This window comes from Mycobacterium sp., assembly GCF_049281135.1.
Taxonomy (GTDB): Bacteria; Actinomycetota; Actinomycetes; order Mycobacteriales; family Mycobacteriaceae; genus Mycobacterium.
In genome coordinates, this window is the sequence record NZ_JBAPRN010000625.1 from 1 (window position 1) to 17,790 (window position 17,790).

General features: G+C 62.7%; 16 protein-coding genes. 13 read left to right on the top strand and 3 right to left on the bottom strand.

Annotated features, from left to right (window positions below; translation table 11 throughout):
* The 5 genes from WAN02_RS24620 to WAN02_RS24640 form a co-directional block, all read left to right on the top strand.
* Window positions 1–207 (top strand): acyl-CoA dehydrogenase family protein (locus WAN02_RS24620; RefSeq protein ID WP_422267298.1); only part of this gene is annotated, 207 nt, incomplete at its 5' end.
* On the top strand, window positions 207–1,088 hold the full coding sequence (locus tag WAN02_RS24625; RefSeq protein WP_422267300.1) for an LLM class F420-dependent oxidoreductase: 882 nt from the start codon (window positions 207–209) through the stop codon (window positions 1,086–1,088). The genes WAN02_RS24620 and WAN02_RS24625, both read left to right, overlap by 1 nt.
* A 539-nt stretch (window positions 1,089–1,627) precedes the next feature.
* Window positions 1,628–2,065, top strand: a complete 438-nt coding sequence (locus WAN02_RS24630; RefSeq protein ID WP_422267302.1) for an MmpS family transport accessory protein — start codon at window positions 1,628–1,630, stop codon at window positions 2,063–2,065.
* Entirely contained in the window at window positions 2,062–4,917 is a 2,856-nt protein-coding gene (locus WAN02_RS24635) for an RND family transporter (protein WP_422267304.1), read from the top strand. The genes WAN02_RS24630 and WAN02_RS24635 overlap by 4 nt, the downstream gene beginning before the upstream one ends.
* 73 nt (window positions 4,918–4,990) lie before the next feature.
* A complete protein-coding gene (locus WAN02_RS24640; RefSeq protein WP_422267306.1) occupies window positions 4,991–5,596 on the top strand; it encodes a TetR/AcrR family transcriptional regulator in 606 nt (201 codons plus the stop codon).
* Between the two features lie 289 nt (window positions 5,597–5,885).
* Here the strand turns inward: WAN02_RS24640 and WAN02_RS24645 are convergent, their stop codons facing one another.
* On the bottom strand, window positions 5,886–6,608 hold the full coding sequence (locus tag WAN02_RS24645; protein ID WP_422267308.1) for a FadR/GntR family transcriptional regulator: 723 nt from the start codon (window positions 6,606–6,608) through the stop codon (window positions 5,886–5,888).
* Window positions 6,609–6,871: 263 nt separating this feature from the next.
* On the opposite strand from WAN02_RS24645, the gene WAN02_RS24650 reads away from it, so the two are divergent.
* Genes WAN02_RS24650 through WAN02_RS24685 form a run of 8 tightly spaced genes read left to right on the top strand, consistent with a single transcriptional unit; the run spans window position 6,872 to window position 16,142 of the window.
* A complete protein-coding gene (locus WAN02_RS24650; protein WP_422267310.1) occupies window positions 6,872–7,639 on the top strand; it encodes an MlaE family ABC transporter permease in 768 nt (255 codons plus the stop codon).
* Window positions 7,636–8,484 carry an ABC transporter permease gene (locus WAN02_RS24655; protein ID WP_422267312.1) on the top strand — a complete coding sequence of 283 codons (849 nt, stop codon included), beginning with the start codon at window positions 7,636–7,638 and terminating at the stop codon, window positions 8,482–8,484. The genes WAN02_RS24650 and WAN02_RS24655 overlap by 4 nt, the downstream gene beginning before the upstream one ends.
* A gap of 3 nt (window positions 8,485–8,487) precedes the next feature.
* Window positions 8,488–9,828 carry an MCE family protein gene (locus WAN02_RS24660; protein WP_422267314.1) on the top strand — a complete coding sequence of 447 codons (1,341 nt, stop codon included), beginning with the start codon at window positions 8,488–8,490 and terminating at the stop codon, window positions 9,826–9,828.
* A gap of 28 nt (window positions 9,829–9,856) precedes the next feature.
* A complete protein-coding gene (locus WAN02_RS24665) occupies window positions 9,857–10,885 on the top strand; it encodes an MCE family protein (protein WP_422267316.1) in 1,029 nt (342 codons plus the stop codon).
* The gene (locus WAN02_RS24670; protein WP_422267318.1) at window positions 10,882–12,207 is read left to right on the top strand and encodes an MCE family protein; all 1,326 of its coding nucleotides are present in this window, start codon (window positions 10,882–10,884) and stop codon (window positions 12,205–12,207) included. Before WAN02_RS24665 ends, WAN02_RS24670 begins: the two co-directional genes overlap by 4 nt.
* Window positions 12,204–13,541 (top strand): MCE family protein, encoded by a 1,338-nt coding sequence (locus WAN02_RS24675; protein ID WP_422267319.1) that lies wholly within the window; start codon window positions 12,204–12,206, stop codon window positions 13,539–13,541. Before WAN02_RS24670 ends, WAN02_RS24675 begins: the two co-directional genes overlap by 4 nt.
* Entirely contained in the window at window positions 13,538–14,677 is a 1,140-nt protein-coding gene (locus WAN02_RS24680; protein WP_422267321.1) for an MCE family protein, read from the top strand. Before WAN02_RS24675 ends, WAN02_RS24680 begins: the two co-directional genes overlap by 4 nt.
* Window position 14,678: 1 nt before the next feature.
* Window positions 14,679–16,142, top strand: a complete 1,464-nt coding sequence (locus tag WAN02_RS24685) for an MCE family protein (protein ID WP_422267323.1) — start codon at window positions 14,679–14,681, stop codon at window positions 16,140–16,142.
* Between the two features lie 9 nt (window positions 16,143–16,151).
* On the opposite strand, the gene WAN02_RS24690 is transcribed toward WAN02_RS24685, so the two are convergent.
* Window positions 16,152–16,901: an SDR family oxidoreductase gene (locus WAN02_RS24690; protein WP_422267324.1), complete on the bottom strand. Its 750-nt coding sequence runs from the start codon at window positions 16,899–16,901 to the stop codon at window positions 16,152–16,154.
* Window positions 16,898–17,782: an SDR family oxidoreductase gene (locus WAN02_RS24695; RefSeq protein WP_422267326.1), complete on the bottom strand. Its 885-nt coding sequence runs from the start codon at window positions 17,780–17,782 to the stop codon at window positions 16,898–16,900. Before WAN02_RS24695 ends, WAN02_RS24690 begins: the two co-directional genes overlap by 4 nt.
* Window positions 17,783–17,790: the final 8 nt, after the last annotated feature.

Sequence of the window (17,790 nt, forward strand, 5' to 3'; positions counted from 1 at the left end):
AAACCATGGGTCACCGAGATGGCGACGACGGTCACCCAGGAATGCATCACCCTGCACGGTGGCACAGGTTACGCGAGCGAAACCGGGCTGGAGGGGCTGCACCGCGACGCCGTGGGCGGGCTGATCATCGAAGGCACCACCGACATGCACCACTCCACAGTCGCCCACCTGCTGGGACTGCCCGATGCCGCGATCGGCATCTTCTAATGGTCGACATCGGAATCTGCTCCATGCAGACGCACTACACGATCCAGCCAGCGGAGCTTGCGCGCTGGGCGGAGGAAACCGGCTTCGAGTCGGTGTTCTTCGGCGAGCACTCCCACGTGCCTACCAACCGCGAGACGAAGTTTGTGCTCGAGGTCGAAATGCCGGACTACTACCGCGAGATCTCCGACCCGTTTATCTCTATGACGGCGGCCGCGGCTGTCACTGAGCGGATCAAAGTCGGGACCTCGGTTTGTCTGGTGCCCGAGCACAACCCGATCATCCTCGCCAAGGCCACCAGCTGTGTGGACCTGGTGTCGAGCGGCCGGCTGGTCCTCGGAATCGGCGCGGGCTGGAGCGCTGAGGAACTCCGGGATCACGGCGTCGAGCACAAGGACCGCTGGCGGATCACCCGGGAACGGATGCTCGCGGTGCGGGAGATCTGGGGCAACGAGATCGCGGAGTTCCACGGGGACTTCGTCGACTTCGACCCCCTGTACTGCTGGCCGAAACCTGTCCAGCCCGGCGGACCGCCGGTGCTGATCGGTGCCGCCGCCGGTCCGATGATCGCCCGCCACATCGTCGAGTACTGCGACGGATGGCTCCCCTTGGACGGGCTGCACACCGACCTCGTCGGAGGCCTGGCGAACCTCCGCACGGAGTCGTCACGGAAGGGCCGGCCGATGAGCGACCTCGATTTGACCGTAATCACCGCCTACACCCTCGCTGGTGTGGAGGGCAGCGTCGCCCGAGTTGCCGAGCTCGTCAGCATGGGCTTCAACCGGGTTTTGCTGTTGCTCGCTCCGAGCGAACCCGAGCAGCAGTGGGAAGAGCTGGAGCACCACCGTGAACTCCTGTGCGCCGCCCAGAAGGCGGGCCTATGAGCCGGCGACCCAGCCAGCAGACTTCGGCTCCAGTTTGCTCCCTGGGGTGGGGCTGGTACACCGACAAGGCCCACCTTGAGACTCTGCTGGACGAAGGTCAAAGAAATCGGGCATCCACGCCGTTCATCTATCGGCCGGCCAGCGCGGTTCAGTTCACCAGCCACGCGGGTGTCGCTTCGGGCTGCCACTGGCAGGGACGCCAGCAGCTACCTGCAGGTGCTTATGTCCTGGAACCAGACACTGTCCCCGCCACTAATAAGAAACGGCACCCGTAGATCGCTCCGAGTGCCGGTTTCATGCCACAGCCGTTGCTTATGCTTCGTCGCATCGGCCAGACATCCGGCTGCTGGTGGCGGCAGGGAGACGGCAGCCTCCGTAGGGCCGAACTGCCCGAGGGAGAGTAAAGTCTTGACCGTCTCGCATACGGAACTTGAGTTCCGTCTAGGGTTTGGTACCGCACGTCGTGTCGTACATGCGCTGGCGGTTCACTCGGTGTTGCGCCGGGCTCGGCGGTAGTTGGGCAGAGGAGGAGTTGGCGGGTGTTTCAACTGCTCAAGAAGGCCTGGATGCCGTTGCTTCTTATCGTCGTTGTCACACTGGGCGGGTATGTCGTGCTCCGGGTCCGCGACAGTTTCGGCACCAACGGTTACGTATCAGGCGGCGACGCAAACGGCGACGATACGAAGCCGTTCAACCCGAAACACATCACTTACGAGGTCACGGCGCCGTCGGGCGGCACTGTCAGCGTCAACTACCTGGATCAGGATGGCCAGCCTCACCTCGTCGACCACGCACCGCTGCCGTGGTCGTACACCATCGTGACAACGCTGCCGTCGATGGCGGCGAACATCGTCGCGCAAGGCGATAAAGACATGCAGCACATCCGATGCCGGGTCATCGTCGACGGAGAAGTCCGCGACGATCGCTCGATCGACGAATACCAGCCCTTCATCTACTGCTTGGTGAAATCCGTATGAGCAACGAGCCCGGCCGCCGGTCCCGCACCGCCCGCCTGCTCCGCGTCCTGGCTTTGCCGATCGTCCTGCTCTGGCTCCTCGTGGCGTTGGGCACCACGTTGTTTACCCCCGAACTCGGCGAGGTGGCGGGGAAGCACTCGGTGCCCATGACTCCGCGAGATGCGCCGGCGTTCAAGGACATGATGAACATCGGCCACAAGTTCCAGGAGTTCGACACGGACTCCACGGCGATGGTCGTGTTGGAAGGCGATGGCAAGCTCGGCGACAGCGCGCACGTGTTTTACAACAAGATCGTCGCCAAGCTCAAGGCGAGCAAGCATGTCCAGCACGTTCAGGATTTCTGGAGTGATCCGCTGACCGCCGCCGGCTCCCAAAGCCCGGACGGTAAAGCCGCCTACGTGCAGGTCTTCCTCGACGGTGCACAGGGCACCACTCCCGCTCACAAGTCGGTCGCCGAGGTCCGCAAGATCGTCAAAAGCGTCCCGCCGCCGCCGGGTGTCAAGGCCTATGTGGCCGGCAACACCGTGCTCAACACCGACACACTTATCGCCGCACACAACAGCATGAACTTGATGACTACGGTCACGATCGGCGTCATCTTTGTGATGCTGCTATTCATTTACCGCTCGCTGAAGAACGCGATCCTTACGCTGATGCTGGTCCGCTTCGAGCTCTATGCCGCCGAAGGCATCGTGGCGACTGCCGGGAATCTGAACATCATCGGCCTGACCCCGTACGCCGTCAGCATGGTCACGATGCTGACCATCGCCACAGGAACTGACTATTTCATTTTCCTGTTGGGCCGGTACCACGAAGCCCGATCCCGTGGCGAAGATCGAGAACAGGCGTACTACAGCGCCTACAACGGCGTGTTGCACGTCATCCTGGGATCGGGTCTGACGATCGTGGGCGCCTGCCTGTGCCTGACTGCAACCAAGCTTCCGTACTTCCAGACCATGGGGATTCCGTGCGCCATCGCGTTGGTGGTGACAATGCTGGCAGGTCTGACGCTGGCTCCGGCCCTACTCACGATCGCGTCCAAGTTTGGTTTTTTCGATCCGAAACGTCAAGTGTCGGAACGGGGTTGGCGCAAAATCGGTACCGCCGTGACGAGGTGGCCGAAACCGATTATTGTCGTGACATCGTTTATCGCGGTGATCGGTTTCGTCAGTCTGATGACGTATGTCCCGAGTTACAACGACAAGAAGTTCACCCCACCGGACATCGCGGCCAACGTCGCTCAGACCGCGGCCGAGCGGCATTTCTCCCAGGCGCGCATGAATCCGGAATTGCTGATGGTCGAAGCCGACCATGATCTACGCGATCCGGCGGACATGCTGATCATCGACAGAATTGCCAAGAGCGTCTTCCATGAGCGCGGCATCGGGCGGGTGCAAACGATCACCCGCCCTCTCGGTGCGCCGATCGAGCACAGTTCGCTGCCCTTCGTGGTGGCCATGAATAGTTCCAGCACCCTGCAGACGGCGAAATTCATGAACGACAGCATGGCGTCGATGCTCCAGCAGGCAGACGAGTTGGGCAGAACGCTCAGTGTCATGGAGCACATGTATGGCGTCATGAAGGACCTCACTGACACGACTCACAGTATGGTCGGCAAAACGCACGAACTGTTGGACACCACCAACCAACTGCGGGACCGCATCGCTGACTTCGACGATTTCTGGAGACCCATCCGCAGCTATTTCTATTGGGAGAAGCACTGTTTCGATATTCCGATGTGCTGGTCGTTGCGATCCATCTTTGATGCGCTGGACGGCATCGACGAGATCTCCGAGAAGTTTACCGGCCTCACAACCGATTTCGACCACCTCGATCGTTTGATGCCTCAGTTGCTGGCCGATTTTCCGCGGATCATCGATTCGATGAAGACGATGCGTGACGCCATAATGTCGACTCACAGCTCCATGGCAGGCATTCAGCGCCATATGCAAGAAGCCGCCGAAGGCTCAACGATGATGGGCAACTACTTCGACCAAGCGAAGAACGACGACAGCTTTTATCTCCCGCCGGAAGTATTCCAAAACCCCGACTTCAAGCGCGGACTGAAAATGTTCGTGTCGCCGGATGGTAAGGCGGTCCGGTTCATCATCACCCACCAGGGAGACCCCGCGTCGGTGGAGGGAATCCGGCACGTCCAGGGCATCAAGCAGGCGGTCGCCGATGCCATCAAGGGAACTCCGCTGGAATCAGCGAAGGTCTCGCTGGCCGGTACGGCTTCGATGTACAGCGACATGCAGGACGGGGTCGTGATCGACCTGACAATCGCCGGCATCGCGACGCTGATCCTGATCTTTTCGATCATGCTGCTGATCACCCGCAGCTTGGTGGCCTCGCTGGTGATCGTCGGTACCGTGCTGGCATCGCTGGGCACCGCATGCGGTCTTTCCGTGCTGCTCTGGCAGGACATCCTCGGGCTGGGCTTGCAATGGATCGTGCTGCCGCTGACGGTCATCATCCTGCTGGCCGTGGGGTCCGACTACAACCTGCTGCTGGTTTCCCGGCTGAAAGAAGAAATCCCGGCCGGCCTCAACACCGGCATCATCCGCGGCATGGGTGCCTCCGGCCGCGTCGTCACCGCGGCTGGCCTCATATTCGCAGCGACCATGGCGTCGATGATCGTCAGCGACCTGCGGGTGATCGGGCAGTTCGGCACCGCGATCGGGATGGGCCTGCTCGTCGACACATTTATCGTGCGGGCCTTCATGACCCCGGCGATCGCCGCCGCGTTGGGCCGCTGGTTCTGGTGGCCGCTGAACACCTTCCGGATGAAAGCGCAGGCTCCCGAGTCAGAGACCAACACGGCGCCCATCCCACAACTGACCAGGGTTTAACGCGCGCAGCCGGTATCGCTATCTGGCACGCTCTCGGTTGGCAACGGTGATACGCACCGGATCGGAGTTACACATGGCAGACACGGAATCGAGCCTTCGCCAACGCACGGATGGCCGGCTGGACCGATCCCGTGATCCCGCGATCCTCAACGCCGCTCTCGCCGCACTGACCGAAAACGGCTACGACGCCACCAACATGGATGACATCGCTGCGCGCGCCGGCGTCGGCAAGGCCGCAATCTACCGGCGCTGGTCGTCGAAAGCGGCGTTGATCACCGACACCCTGGTCTACTGGCGGCCCGATCTGCGCACCGACGACGCCCCGGACACCGGGAGCTTGGCCGGTGACATGGAAGCACTCATCGAGCGGGCGGTACGTAACGACAACGAGTTGATCACCAACGACCTCGTGCTGCGCGTCGCGTTAGAAGCCACCCGTGACCCACAGCTCGCTCCGGCTCTCGACGATCTGATGTTGTTGAGGGGCGGTCGCATCATCTCTCATATTCTGGCCCGTGCCGAAGCTCGTGGTGAGATCGACGCCGACCGCGACTGGTCCCTGGTCGCCGATGCCCTCACCGCAATGGGCCTGCTAAGGGTGCTCAAAGGGCAAACCGTGGATGGGGAGTTCATTCGACAGGTCATCGACACGCTCGTTATTCCCGCGCTGTCGGCGTAGGGCTGCGGGCACCGGTCACTCCGCGGCGAGGTTGGCGCTATCAACAAAGGTGAGTTGTCCGCTGTCCAGCCGAATCGCCCAACGGCGGGCAGTCGCTTCGCCGCCTTACGGACCTCGCCCGGTCAATGATCCTCAACGGTGCACGACCCTCGTTGATTGCTGGGTGGTCGCACACCTTGCATCCCAATCGAGTTACCGCTCTTGACGCCGTCAATACCCGAGAGTTTAGCCGCATATAACGAACGGGACTGAACGGGAACGAGATGGAGGGGTGCCCCGGACCGCTTGGCTACAACGTGTTGTGTTCGCGGATCAAGTCCAAAGCGCGCAGATCACGGTCGGCGATCGCCTCGACCAATGTGGCGTGAAATTCGTAGCGAGCGTGAATGTCATCGGGTAGATGCTCATCTTCGACGGGCTGCGCTGACAGCAGGTGCGACTCGATGACGTCGAGCAGCATTGGATACAACGATCGCAGGATGGCGCTCGGGCTTATGTCGGCCATCCGGGCGTAAAGGTTTCGGCCCGCTCGCGCGAAGGCGGTGCCATCGACATTGCCGACGGCGACCTTCATGTGGTCCAAGTGGTTACGTAGAGCGGCGATGTCGTGAGCCGACGCGTGTTCCAGTGCGTCCTCGATCAGCAATGGATTTAAAGCTTCGCGCAGTCGCATGGCTTCAGCAACGGAGGCGGCATCGTCATCGAGGGTCAGCATCGAATTGCCGAGGCGCACCATTGGTGACTGGCGGCTGGCGAACAAGCCACCCCCGGGGCCCGATCGTACGGTGACCAGCCCACGTGCCTGAACCATTCGCAGTGCCTCGTTGAATGTGCTGACCGCCACCCCGCAACTGACCCGTAGCTCCTCCTTGGTTCCGAGCCGATCACCGGGCTCGGCTGAAGCGGCCACCGCGGCCAAGTGTTCGGCCGCCTGTTCTGGGCGCGTCTGATGGCGATCGAAACGCGGGCGCTCCCAATCCTTGCGCCGCAGGGCGGGTGGGTCGGTCGTCATGAAACTCGCCTTCCGCTGTGTGCCAGCCGCAACAGAATACCGGCCGCGCGGCAAATCCAACATGTTCAATAATGCTGAATGTATTGACACGTAGCCCCGGTCGCCCCAGACTACTGAAAGTCGGGCTGATTCAGCATGGTGAATTAGCAGGAGGGTGCGCCGCATGTGCGAGCTGGATTGCTGTTGCGCGATCCCAGGCGTCGAACCATCCGGTTGGACGCCGACGGCGTTCTGGTCAAAGCCGTTGCCGGGGTGACTAACTCATGATTGCATTGACCCCGGCGTGGAAGCCCGCCTCAGCTCTAGGCGGATTCTTCGCGATGGCACTCGACACGCTGGTTGCTCTCCCGCGCCGGCCGTTCGCGTGGCGAGAATTCGTCGGCCAGGCATGGTTCGTGGCTCGGGTTTCGCTGGTGCCGACGGTCATGTTGGCCGTGCCCTACTCCGTCCTGGTGGTTTTCACCTTCAACATCCTGCTTCTGGAGTTCGGCGCCGCCGATTTCAGCGGTACCACGGCTGCGTTCGCCACCGTCACTCAAATCGGTCCGATCGTGACGGTCTTGGTAGTCGCCGGCGCCGGTGCCACCGCAATGTGCGCCGACCTGGGAGCCCGCGCGATCCGCGAGGAACTCGACGCGCTGCGCGTCATGGGCATCAATCCCATTCAGGCCCTCGTGGTGCCGCGGGTGCTCGCCGCGACGCTCGTCGCGGTGCTGCTGGCCGGAGTCGTGATCCTGGTTGGGCTGGTCGGCGGTTTCGCGTTCTCCGTGTTCGTCCAACACGTGACCCCGGGCGCTTACGGGGCGGGCTTGACCGTACTCACTCGGGCTCCCGATCTGATATTGGCGATGATCAAGGCCGCACTCTTCGGTCTGGCTGCTGGGCTAATCGCCTGCTACAAGGGCACTTCGGTCAAGGGCGGGCCTGCCGGCGTCGGTAACGCCGTCAATGAGACCGTGGTCTATACCTTCGTGGCTCTGTTCGCGATCAACATCATCGCGACCGCGGTCGGCGTGAAGGTGACGCTGTGACAGTCGCGAGCGGTCGGCTTCCACGGCTATCAAACACGGTCCGGCGATGCGCCGACGGCTGGACCCGAGTTGGCATTCAAGCCCGTTTCTACATCAAGACCATCGGACACACCACGGATGTTGTCCTGTACTACCGTTCCGAGCTGCTTCGCCTCATCGCGCAGATGGGCTTGGGGACCGGCGCGCTGGCGGTCATCGGCGGAACCGTAGTTATCGTCGGCTTCCTGACCATGACGACCGGGGCTCTGGTCGCGGTGGCTGGCTACAACCAATTCGCCGATATTGGCGTCGAGGCACTGACCGGGTTTGCGTCGGCGTACTTCAATGTTCGGCTGGCGGCGCCGTTGACCGCCGGGGTTGCGCTGGCCGCCACCATCGGCGCGGGTGCCACCGCTCAACTGGGCGCGATGCGGATCAACGAGGAGATCGACGCTCTCGAAGTGATGGGTATCCGCGCGATCGGATATCTGGTATCCACTCGCGTCGTCGCAGGGGTAATCGTCGTGCTCCCGCTATACGGCGTCGCGGTGCTTTCCGCCTTCGCATCGGCCCGATTCAGCACCACCGTGATCTACGGCCAGTCCGCCGGCGTGTACGACCACTACTTCAAAACTTTCCTCTACCCGATGGATCTGATCTGGTCGTTCTTGATCGCCGTCGCGATGGCCGTCGTCATCATGCTGGTACACACCTATTACGGATTCCACGCGTCGGGAGGGCCGGCGGGGGTCGGTGAGGCCGTGGGCCGGGCGGTGCGTACCTCGTTGGTGTCGTCGGCGGCGTTGATCGTGTTTCTCTCATTGGCCATCTACGGCCAGACCGGCAAGTTCCACCTGTCGGGTTGAACGGTGGACCTCGCAGCTGAGCAGTACCGGGTTCACCCGGGGTGGTGGACCGCGTTGCTGGTCGCTGCAATATCAGCCGGAACTTGGTTGTGTTTGGCAATTTTCGCCGGGACGTTCACCTCCTATGTGCCCGTCACACTGACATCGGATCGCGCGGGCCTCGTCATGGAACCGGGCGCTGCGGTCAAGATGCGCGGTGTGCCGGTGGGTCGGGTCGCTCGCGTCGAGGCAGGACCTGAACCCGGAGCCGTTCGGCTCCAGTTGGACTTGTTTCCCGACGAGGTCGCTTCCATACCAGTCAATGCGAAGGCGCGAATTCGCGCCACCACCGCCTTCGGCGCCAAGTACGTCGACCTAGTGGACCCGAAAACGCCAAGTCGACAACATATTTCGGCCGGCGCCGTACTGCAGTCCGAAAATGTCACCACCGAAGTCAACACCGTCTTCCAGAGCCTGATCGACGTCCTGCGCCAGGTTGACCCACCGAAGCTGAATGCAACACTGAGCGCCTTGGCCGATGCAGTCCGCGGTCAGGGCCAGACCATCGGGAAGGCCACGACCGCCGCCAACAACGTCTTCGGCGCGCTGAACCCGCGGATGAACACGGTGGCCCAGGACTGGCGGTCACTCAAGCGTGCCGCCGATGCCTACGGCGCCGCGGCGCCTGACATTCTGGCGACCCTTGACGCCGCCAGCGTGACCAGCGCGACAATCACCAGTCACGCCGCCGATCTAGATGCTTTGCTGTTCAACACGATTGGTTTCTCCCAAACCGGTATCGACCTCGTCGCCCCCAACCGAAACAATCTCGTCAACGCGATCAATGGTCTGAAACCAACGACAGATCTGTTGTTCAAGTACAACCCGGAGTACACCTGCCTGCTCACCGGTGCCAAGTGGACGCTGGACAACGGCGCTTACCAAGCCGCAGGCGGCGACGGCCGCACCATCTTGATCGACGATGCGTTTCTCTTCGGTGACGACCCTTACCGCTACCCGGACAACCTGCCGGTCGTGGCCGCCAAGGGCGGTCCCGGTGGCCGACCGGGGTGCGGTTCACTGCCCGACGCCTCCAAGAACTGGCCGATACGCCAACTTGTCACCAACACCGGCTGGGGTACCGGCTTGGACATCCGTCCCAACCCCGGCATCGGCCACCCCTGGTGGGTGAATTACTTCCCCGTAACACGTGGAATACCCCAACCGCCGAGCGTCCACGGAGTGAGACCGCCCGCAGTGGGTCCCGTGCCGTATCCGGGTGCGCCTCCCTACGGCGCGCCGCTCTACGCGCCCGACGGAAGTCCGCTGTACTCATCGGCTCCCGGCGCACCGCCCTCACCCTGACCACCCGAAAGCAGCCAGGAAGCAGCTAATGAGAGACAACCTCGCGAGCGCGCTGTGGCGTCTCGGTGTCTTCGTTGCGGTATGCACCCTGGTGGCGGTGGCACTGTTCGCGGTATTCGCGCAGTGGCGGTTTCAGCCGGGCCAGACCTACACCGCTGATTTCACCAACATCAGCGGTCTGAAGGAGAACGACCTGGTGCGCATTGCCGGGGTGGAAGTCGGCAAGGTCAAACACATTTCGATAAGAGCCCGCAACATTCTGGCGGTCGAGTTCTCCGCCGACGACACGGTGGTGCTGAGCCAGGGCACCAAAGCGCTGATCCGCTACGAGAACCTGCTCGGCGACCGCTACCTGGAACTGCAGGAAGGCGTTGGGGGGGTCGCGCGTCTCAATCCTCACCAAACCATTCCGGTCGAGCGAACCGAGCCGGCGCTTGACCTCGATGCGTTGATCGGTGGATTTCGACCGCTGTTTCGGGCGCTGGACCCTGTGCAGGTGAATAGCCTTACCGGACAGCTGATTCAAGCGTTTCAGGGCCAGGGCGAGGCCGTCGGATCCTTCCTCTCCCAAACGGCTGCATTGACCGACACGCTGGCAAACCGGGACGAGGTAATCGGGCAGGTGATCGTCAACCTCAACACCGTGCTGGCCTCGGTCGGGAGGCAAAGTCAACAGTTCGACAAGACAGTCTCTTCATTGGCCTCGCTGATCGAGCGGCTCGCGGCGCGAAAAGGCGACATCAGCGCGGCGGTCGCCTACGGCGACGCCGCGGCGGGGACGATCGCCGATCTGCTGCGCCAGGTGCGGCCGCCGTTCGCTGAAGCAGTCGCACAGTCCGATCGGGCGAACACCATCGTCATGGCAGACCACGACTATGTGGACGACCTGCTCAATACCTTGCCCGACGCGTATCGGGCGATTGCCCGGCAGGGGATGTACGGCGATTTCTTCACCTTCTATCTGTGTGACGCGGTGCTCAAACTCAATGGCAAAGGTGGTCAGCCCGTGTACGTGAAGGTGGCCGGCCAGAGCACGGGACGGTGTACGCCGCAATGAAGTCATTCGCCGAGCGGAACTTGACGGTGGTCGGCGTGATCGGCGCCGTCGCGGCCGCGGTGACTGTGCTGGCGGCGTTGCAGTACGACAAGCTACCGATATTCACCGCGCAAAACCGCGAATACTCCGCCTACTTCGCCGAATCAAACGGCCTGAACTCGACTGCGCGGGTTCGTGTCTCGGGCTTCCAAGTCGGTGCGGTGACAAGTGTGGAACTCGACGGAGCCCGGGTGCTGATCAAGTTCAACGTGCGAAAGGACATCCAGCTCGGCGACCGCACCGAGGCCGCGATCAAAGCCAAGAGCCTGCTCGGCGCGAAGGTACTCGAGCTCACCCCGCGCGGCGACGGCAACCTGACCGGGCCGATCCCGTTGGAGCGCACCACACCGGCCTACCAACTACCCGACGTCCTCGGCGATCTGTCCCAAACCATCAAGAGCCTCAAGACCGACCAGGTCAACGAATCGCTGAGCACGCTGGCGCAGACATTTCAAGACACGCCACCGGAACTGAGGACAGCGGTCGCGGGCTTGGCCCGGTTCTCTCAAACGCTCAATGACCGCGATGCCGAGCTGCGCAACCTTCTCGCCAACTCCAACAAGGTCACGTCCGTCTTGTCCCAGCGCAGCGATCAGGTAGTCGGTCTGATCCTGAACGCAAACGCACTGCTGGCGGAGCTACAAACTCAGCACTCGGCGCTGGATGACATCGCCGGTAAGATTTCGGCACTGTCGAGGCAGCTGTCGGGATTCATCGCCGACAACCGCGCACAACTGCGCGCCGCGCTGGACAAGCTCAATGGCGTGCTGACCATCCTCGACAACCGCAAAGACCGGGTCCAGCAGTCGATCAAGCTGCTCAATGCCTACGCGATGTCCCTGGGCGAGTCGGTGTCGGCCGGCCCCTTCTTCAAGGCGTACGTGCCTAACCTGTTGCCCGGACAGTTCACGCAGCCCTTCATCGACGCCGCGTTCTCCGACCTCGGACTCGACCCGAACGTGCTGCTGCCGTCACAACGCACGGACCCGCAGACCGGTCAACCGGCAACCCCTCCGTTGCCTCTCCCATACCCTCGCACTGGCCAGGGTGGGCAACCGAATCTGACTCTGCCCGATGCGATCACCGGTAAGCGGGGGGACCCGCGTTATCCATATCGGGAGCCGCCGCCCGCGCCGCCGCCCGGCGGTCCGCCCCCGGGGCCACCCGAAGGCTCGGCACCGGGAGTGGCACTCATGCCGGCGCCCAGACCGTCGCCGATCTACGTGCCTGCGCCCGGCGAACCGGGATCGGCGAACTTACCGTCATCAGGAGTCGGACGGTGACGCGTCGCAACGCCAGGGTGCTGCTCGCCATCGTGTTGATGTCGGCGCTGCTCGGCGGAATCGCGATGATGCCGCCGCTGCCGACGGCGCGCCAAAACGTTGTAGTCGCCTACTTCGACACCAGCGACGGCATCTTCGTCGGCGACGACGTGGTTATCCTCGGAGTGAAGGTCGGCCAGATCGACCGGATCGAACCACAACCGCGACGCGCGAAGGTCACGTTCTCCGTCGGTAAGAAGTACCAGGTACCCACAGACGTCAACGCGGTCATCGTATCCCCAAAGTTGATCACTTCCCGCGCAATTCAACTCACTCCCGCATACACCGGCGGACCCATACTCGCCAGCGGTTCAGTGATACCCCAGAGCCGGACGGCCGTGCCGGTCGAATTCGACGACTTCCGTAAACAATTGGAGAAACTCACCGAGAGCCTGCAACCCATAGCGCCGCGCGGGGTCAGTCCGCTCGGCGGGTTCGTCAGCACCAGCGCGGACAACCTGCGCGGCCAGGGCGAGCACATCCGCGACACCATCATCAAGCTGTCACAGGCGATTTCGACGTTCGGCGACCACAGCGACGACGTCTTCGCCACGGTGAAGAATTTGTCGACGCTGGTGAGCGCACTGCACGATAGCGCCGACCTGATGGGTCAGCTCAACAACAACCTGGCATCGGTGACATCACTATTGACCAATGATCCCGGCGAAATCGCGCGAGCCGTCGACGATTTCAACGCCGCTCTAGGCGGTGTGACCGGGTTCGTCGCCGACAACCGCGAGGCGTTGGGCACCACATCCGAGAAGTTGGCGTCGGTGTCCACGGCGCTGGTCGACAGCATCGACGACATCAAGCAAACCCTGCACGTCCTTCCCAACGTGTTACAGAACTTCGACAACATCTACGAACCGGCTCACGGCTCGATCACCGGAATCCTCGGACTCAACAACTTCAACAACCCAATCACGTTCCTGTGCGGCGCGATTCAGGCCGCAGCCAGAATCAACAGTGCCCAGGCGGCCAAGCTCTGCGTGCAGTACCTCGCGCCGATCATCAAGAACCGCCAGTACAACTTCCCGCCGATCGGCGTCAATCCCTTCGTCAATGCTCAGGCCCGGCCGAATGAAGTCACGTACAGCGAAGACTGGATGCGTCCCGACAACAGGCCGATTCCGCCGGCGGACGCCGCGCCACCACCCGAGGCGACACCGGATCGGCCGCCCACAGGTCAGGCGCCCGCAGTGGACGCGCCGCCGCAGCCGGCCGAAGCGGGGCGGGCGACCAACCCTGCCGACGGGCTGTCCGGCCTGATGGTTCCTACGAATGGCGGACGATGACGCCACAGGCCAAGCGCCGCAATATATTCGGTGTGGCGCTCGTAGCGGTCGCGACCTGGCTGTCCGGCTGTGGCTGGCAAGGTGTGAACTCGTTACCGCTGCCGGGCACCGAGGGTGGCGGCCCCGGCTCCTATCACGTGCAGGCACAACTCCCGAATGTCACGAACATCGAGCCGAACTCCCGTGTGCGCGTGGGCGACGTGACGGTAGGCACGGTAACAAAGGTCGAGCGGCAAGGTTGGCACGCGCTGGTCAGTATGACGATCAACGCAGACGTGAACCTGCCTGCGAACTCCACCGCCAGGGTCGGCCAGACCAGCCTGCTGGGCGCGCTGCACATCGAGCTGGCCGCCCCGGCCGATGTGTCGCCGGAAGGTCGGTTGCATGACGGGTCGGTGATCCCGCTGGCGCGCGCCGGCGCGTATCCGAGCACCGAGCAAACCCTGTCGGTGGCGTCATTGCTGCTCAACGGCGGCGGTCTCGGTCAGATCCAGGACATCACTACGGCGTTCAGCACCGCCTTCGCCGGCCGGCAGAAGGATCTGCGCACCCTGATCCAGCGGCTCGACGAGTTCATCGGCCGCCTTGACCAACAGAAAGACGGCATCCTCGCGGCCACTGACGGCGTTAACAACCTGGCAGGGCAGTTCGCTCACCAGAAACCGTTGGTCGACAAAGCATTACAGACCATCCCAGATGCGCTGTCCGTCCTGAAGGATCAGCGCGACAACCTCACCGAAGCATTCAACCGGCTCGGAAAGTTCAGCGCGCTGGCCGCGGACTCTGCGAACAAAAGCAAGGCCGCACTCGTGCAGGAGTTCAAGGACATCGGTCCGGTGCTGAAATCGTTGGCGAACGCCGGACCGGCGTTGACGCGGTCCCTGAGCCTGCTGAGCACCTACCCCTTTCCCAAGGAGAACATCACCAAGTTCGTGCGCGGCGACGCGGTGAACATCACGATGATCATCGACTTGACATTGAGTCGTCTCGATACCTCGTTCTTCACTGGTACCCGATGGGAAGGCAACTTGACCGAGCTGGAGCTGCAGTGGGGCCGCACCATTGGTCAAATGCCCAGCCCGGCGACCGCAGCTAATCCGTTGGTCGTTCCCTACCATTTCGACGAAGGACGCTAAGGTGCGCCTCACTCGGCGAGTCGCCGTCCAACTGGCCATCTTCGCGGTCATCACGGTGGCTGCCGCGGCAGTGCTGATCTTCCGTTACATCAATGCGCCTGCCCTGCTCTTCGGTGCCGGGCATTACACCGTCACCGTCGAATTGCGGCAGGCCGCCGGGTTATACCCCAAGGCCAACGTCACCTATCGGGGAACCGAAGTCGGCGAGGTGCAGAATATCCGCCTCACCGGAACCGGTGTTGAAGCGGCGCTGTCACTGAGCTCCGACATCGCAATTCCCGCGGATCTGCTGGCAGAGGTCCACAGTCAGTCCGCCATCGGTGAGCAGTACGTCGAGCTGCTGCCTCGCTCCGCGGACACCCCGCTGCTGAAGGACGGTGACGTCATCAAGGTGAGCGACACCCAGGTGCCTCCGGCCATCGACGCGTTGCTGAACTCCGTCAACACTGGACTGGCGGCGATCCCGAAGGGCGACTTGAAGACCGCGATCGACGAAAGCTACACCGCGGTACACGGATTGGGTCCGGAGCTTTCGCGGATCGTCAAGGGATCCAGTCGAATTGCGGTAAATTCCGAGCAAAACCTTGACTCGCTGACTGCATTGATCGATCAGATTGGGCCGGTTCTCAATTCGCAAGTCGTGACGGCCGACGCGATCCAGGCATGGGCGGGGCACCTGTCGTCGATCACTGATCAGCTCCGGTCCCACGACGCCTCGGTCGCTGGTGTGCTGCGCAACGGCGCTGCCGCAGCGGATCAGGGCCGCCAGCTCTTCGAGCGGCTCAAACCGACGCTGCCATTGCTGCTGGCCAATCTTGTCAGCCTCGGACAGGTGGCGATCACCTACCAGCCCGCCATCGAACAATTACTGGTATTGCTTCCGCAAAGCGTCGCCCTCATGCAGGGAACCGAGATGGCGAACCTGAACACCAAGCAGGACTACAAAGGCTTGTTCCTGGATTTTCAACTCAACCTCAACCTGCCGCCGGTCTGCACCACCGGTTTCCTGCCCGCACGGGAGTGGCGAGCGCCCAGCATGGTGGACTATCCCGAGCGGGCCCCGGGCGATCTGTACTGCCGGGTGCCTCAGGACGCGCGATTCGGTGTTCGGGGTGCGAGAAACTATCCGTGCCAAACCGTTCCCGGCAAGCGGGCGCCCACCGTCAAGATGTGCGAGAGCGACGAACACTACGTACCGCTCAACGACGGATTCGACTGGAAGGGTGATCCCAACGCCACCACGTCCGGTCAGGACATTCCGCAGCTTCCACCGGGCCCACCCGCCACCGCGCGGCCCACTCCGGCTACGAAGGGCCCGCTACCCATCGACGCGGCACAATACGATCCAGCCACAGGTAATTACGTCGGCCCGGAGGGGCGGTTGCACACCCAATCGAACCTGTCTGCCACTGCACCCCGGGACAAGACGTGGCAGTCGATGCTGATACCCCCGAAGGGGAACTGACCGAATGCTCTAGCCGCTGAGGAACACGTCGTTGAAGGTCTCCATGACGGCGACTTCGTCCGGCCGCTGAGCAATGGCCCTGGCTTTGGCGCGCTCGACGAGCACCTGCACCTCATCGGTGGCCAGGATGTCCATGGTCTCAGATACATACTCCGACAACGGCATCGCGCGCGGGTCGGTCATGTTTCTCTCCTGTAGGCCGGTCTGTACGTAGGGCGGAGCGATTTCCAGCACGGTGACCGACGAACCCCGCAGCCGATAACGCAGCGACAGGGTGTACGAGTGCAGGGCGGCTTTGGTCAGCGAGTACATCGCCGATGTCGCCAGCGGTGCGTACCCCAGCATCGAGGAGACGTTGATGATGGTGGCGGCGGGCCGTTGCCGCAGATGGGCCATCAGCGCCGAGTTCAGCCGTAGCGGCCCAAGCAGATTGGTGGCAATCGTCGTGGTCAGTAGCTCGTCATCGAGCCGATGACTGACATCGTCGTCGTACATGACACCGGCGTTGTTGACGACTACGTTCAACGCCGGATACGTCGCAAGCAGGCTGGGGACGGCGGCGTCGATGCTGGACGGCTCGGACACGTCCAGTACGACGGCGTGCATGCCGGGCTTGGCCGCGACGACCTCATTCAGTGCTTCTGCGCGGCGCCCCGCAATGATGACGTCGTTACCACGGTGATGAAATTCCTCGGCCAGCGCTCGTCCGATGCCGCCGGCTCCGCCGGTGATCAGGATGGTGTTTCCGGTGAGCCTCATCTGGTTGCCTCACTGCGAGTGAACGTGGCGTACTGCTGGCGCACATATTCTTCGAAAGTCGTCGGCGGCCGGCCCAGAAGCCAGGTCAACACATTGGGGTTGCCGATGAAGTCATGGCTGCTGTAGCGAGCCGAGATCGCGCGAAGAACTTTGACCTGGTGCGGGAACTGCGCGGGATCGGCGTCGCCGAACCAGACCCTGAGATACGTGTCGGCATCGATCTGGCGCACCTCGATGGGACGTCCGAGCACACTCGCGATGATGGTGCCGAGGTCGTGCGCGGTATAGCGACCGGGCCCCACCAGTTCGTAGGTCGCGCCGGCATGACGCTCGCTGTCGGTCAGGACCGTGCGGGCGACGTCGGTGACATCGCCAAGGTCGACCATCGACTGTCGTCGGTCCAGTGCCCAGGACAGCTCGAACACGCCGCGCTCGAACGCCGGCCGAAGTTTCAAGGGCAGCATGTAGTTCGACGGCTGCAAGATCGTGAATTCCAGGCCAGAGGACAGCAGGTGTTCCTCGACGTCGCGCTTGATCTCGTGTTGCACCAAGTCGGTGGTGATCGCGTGGAGCACCGAGCTGAAGACGAAGTGCTGCACGCCTTCGGCGCGCGCCGCGTCGACGATGGCGAATCCCATGTCGCGTTCCCGCGGATGCACGGTCGGGCCGACGTGATAGATCTTGTCGACGCCTTGCACTGCGCGCTGCATCGTCGCCGGTTCACTGATGTCTCCGACCACGACGTCCTGAACACCCAAGGCGCGCAGCGATTCTGCGGAGCTCTTCGACTGGACGCAGGCGCGGACCTGCTGCCCGGCCGCGAGCAGTTTCGGTACGAGCAACTTGCCCTGGTTGCCGAATCCGGCCGTCACCAAGATCATGCGTTCCT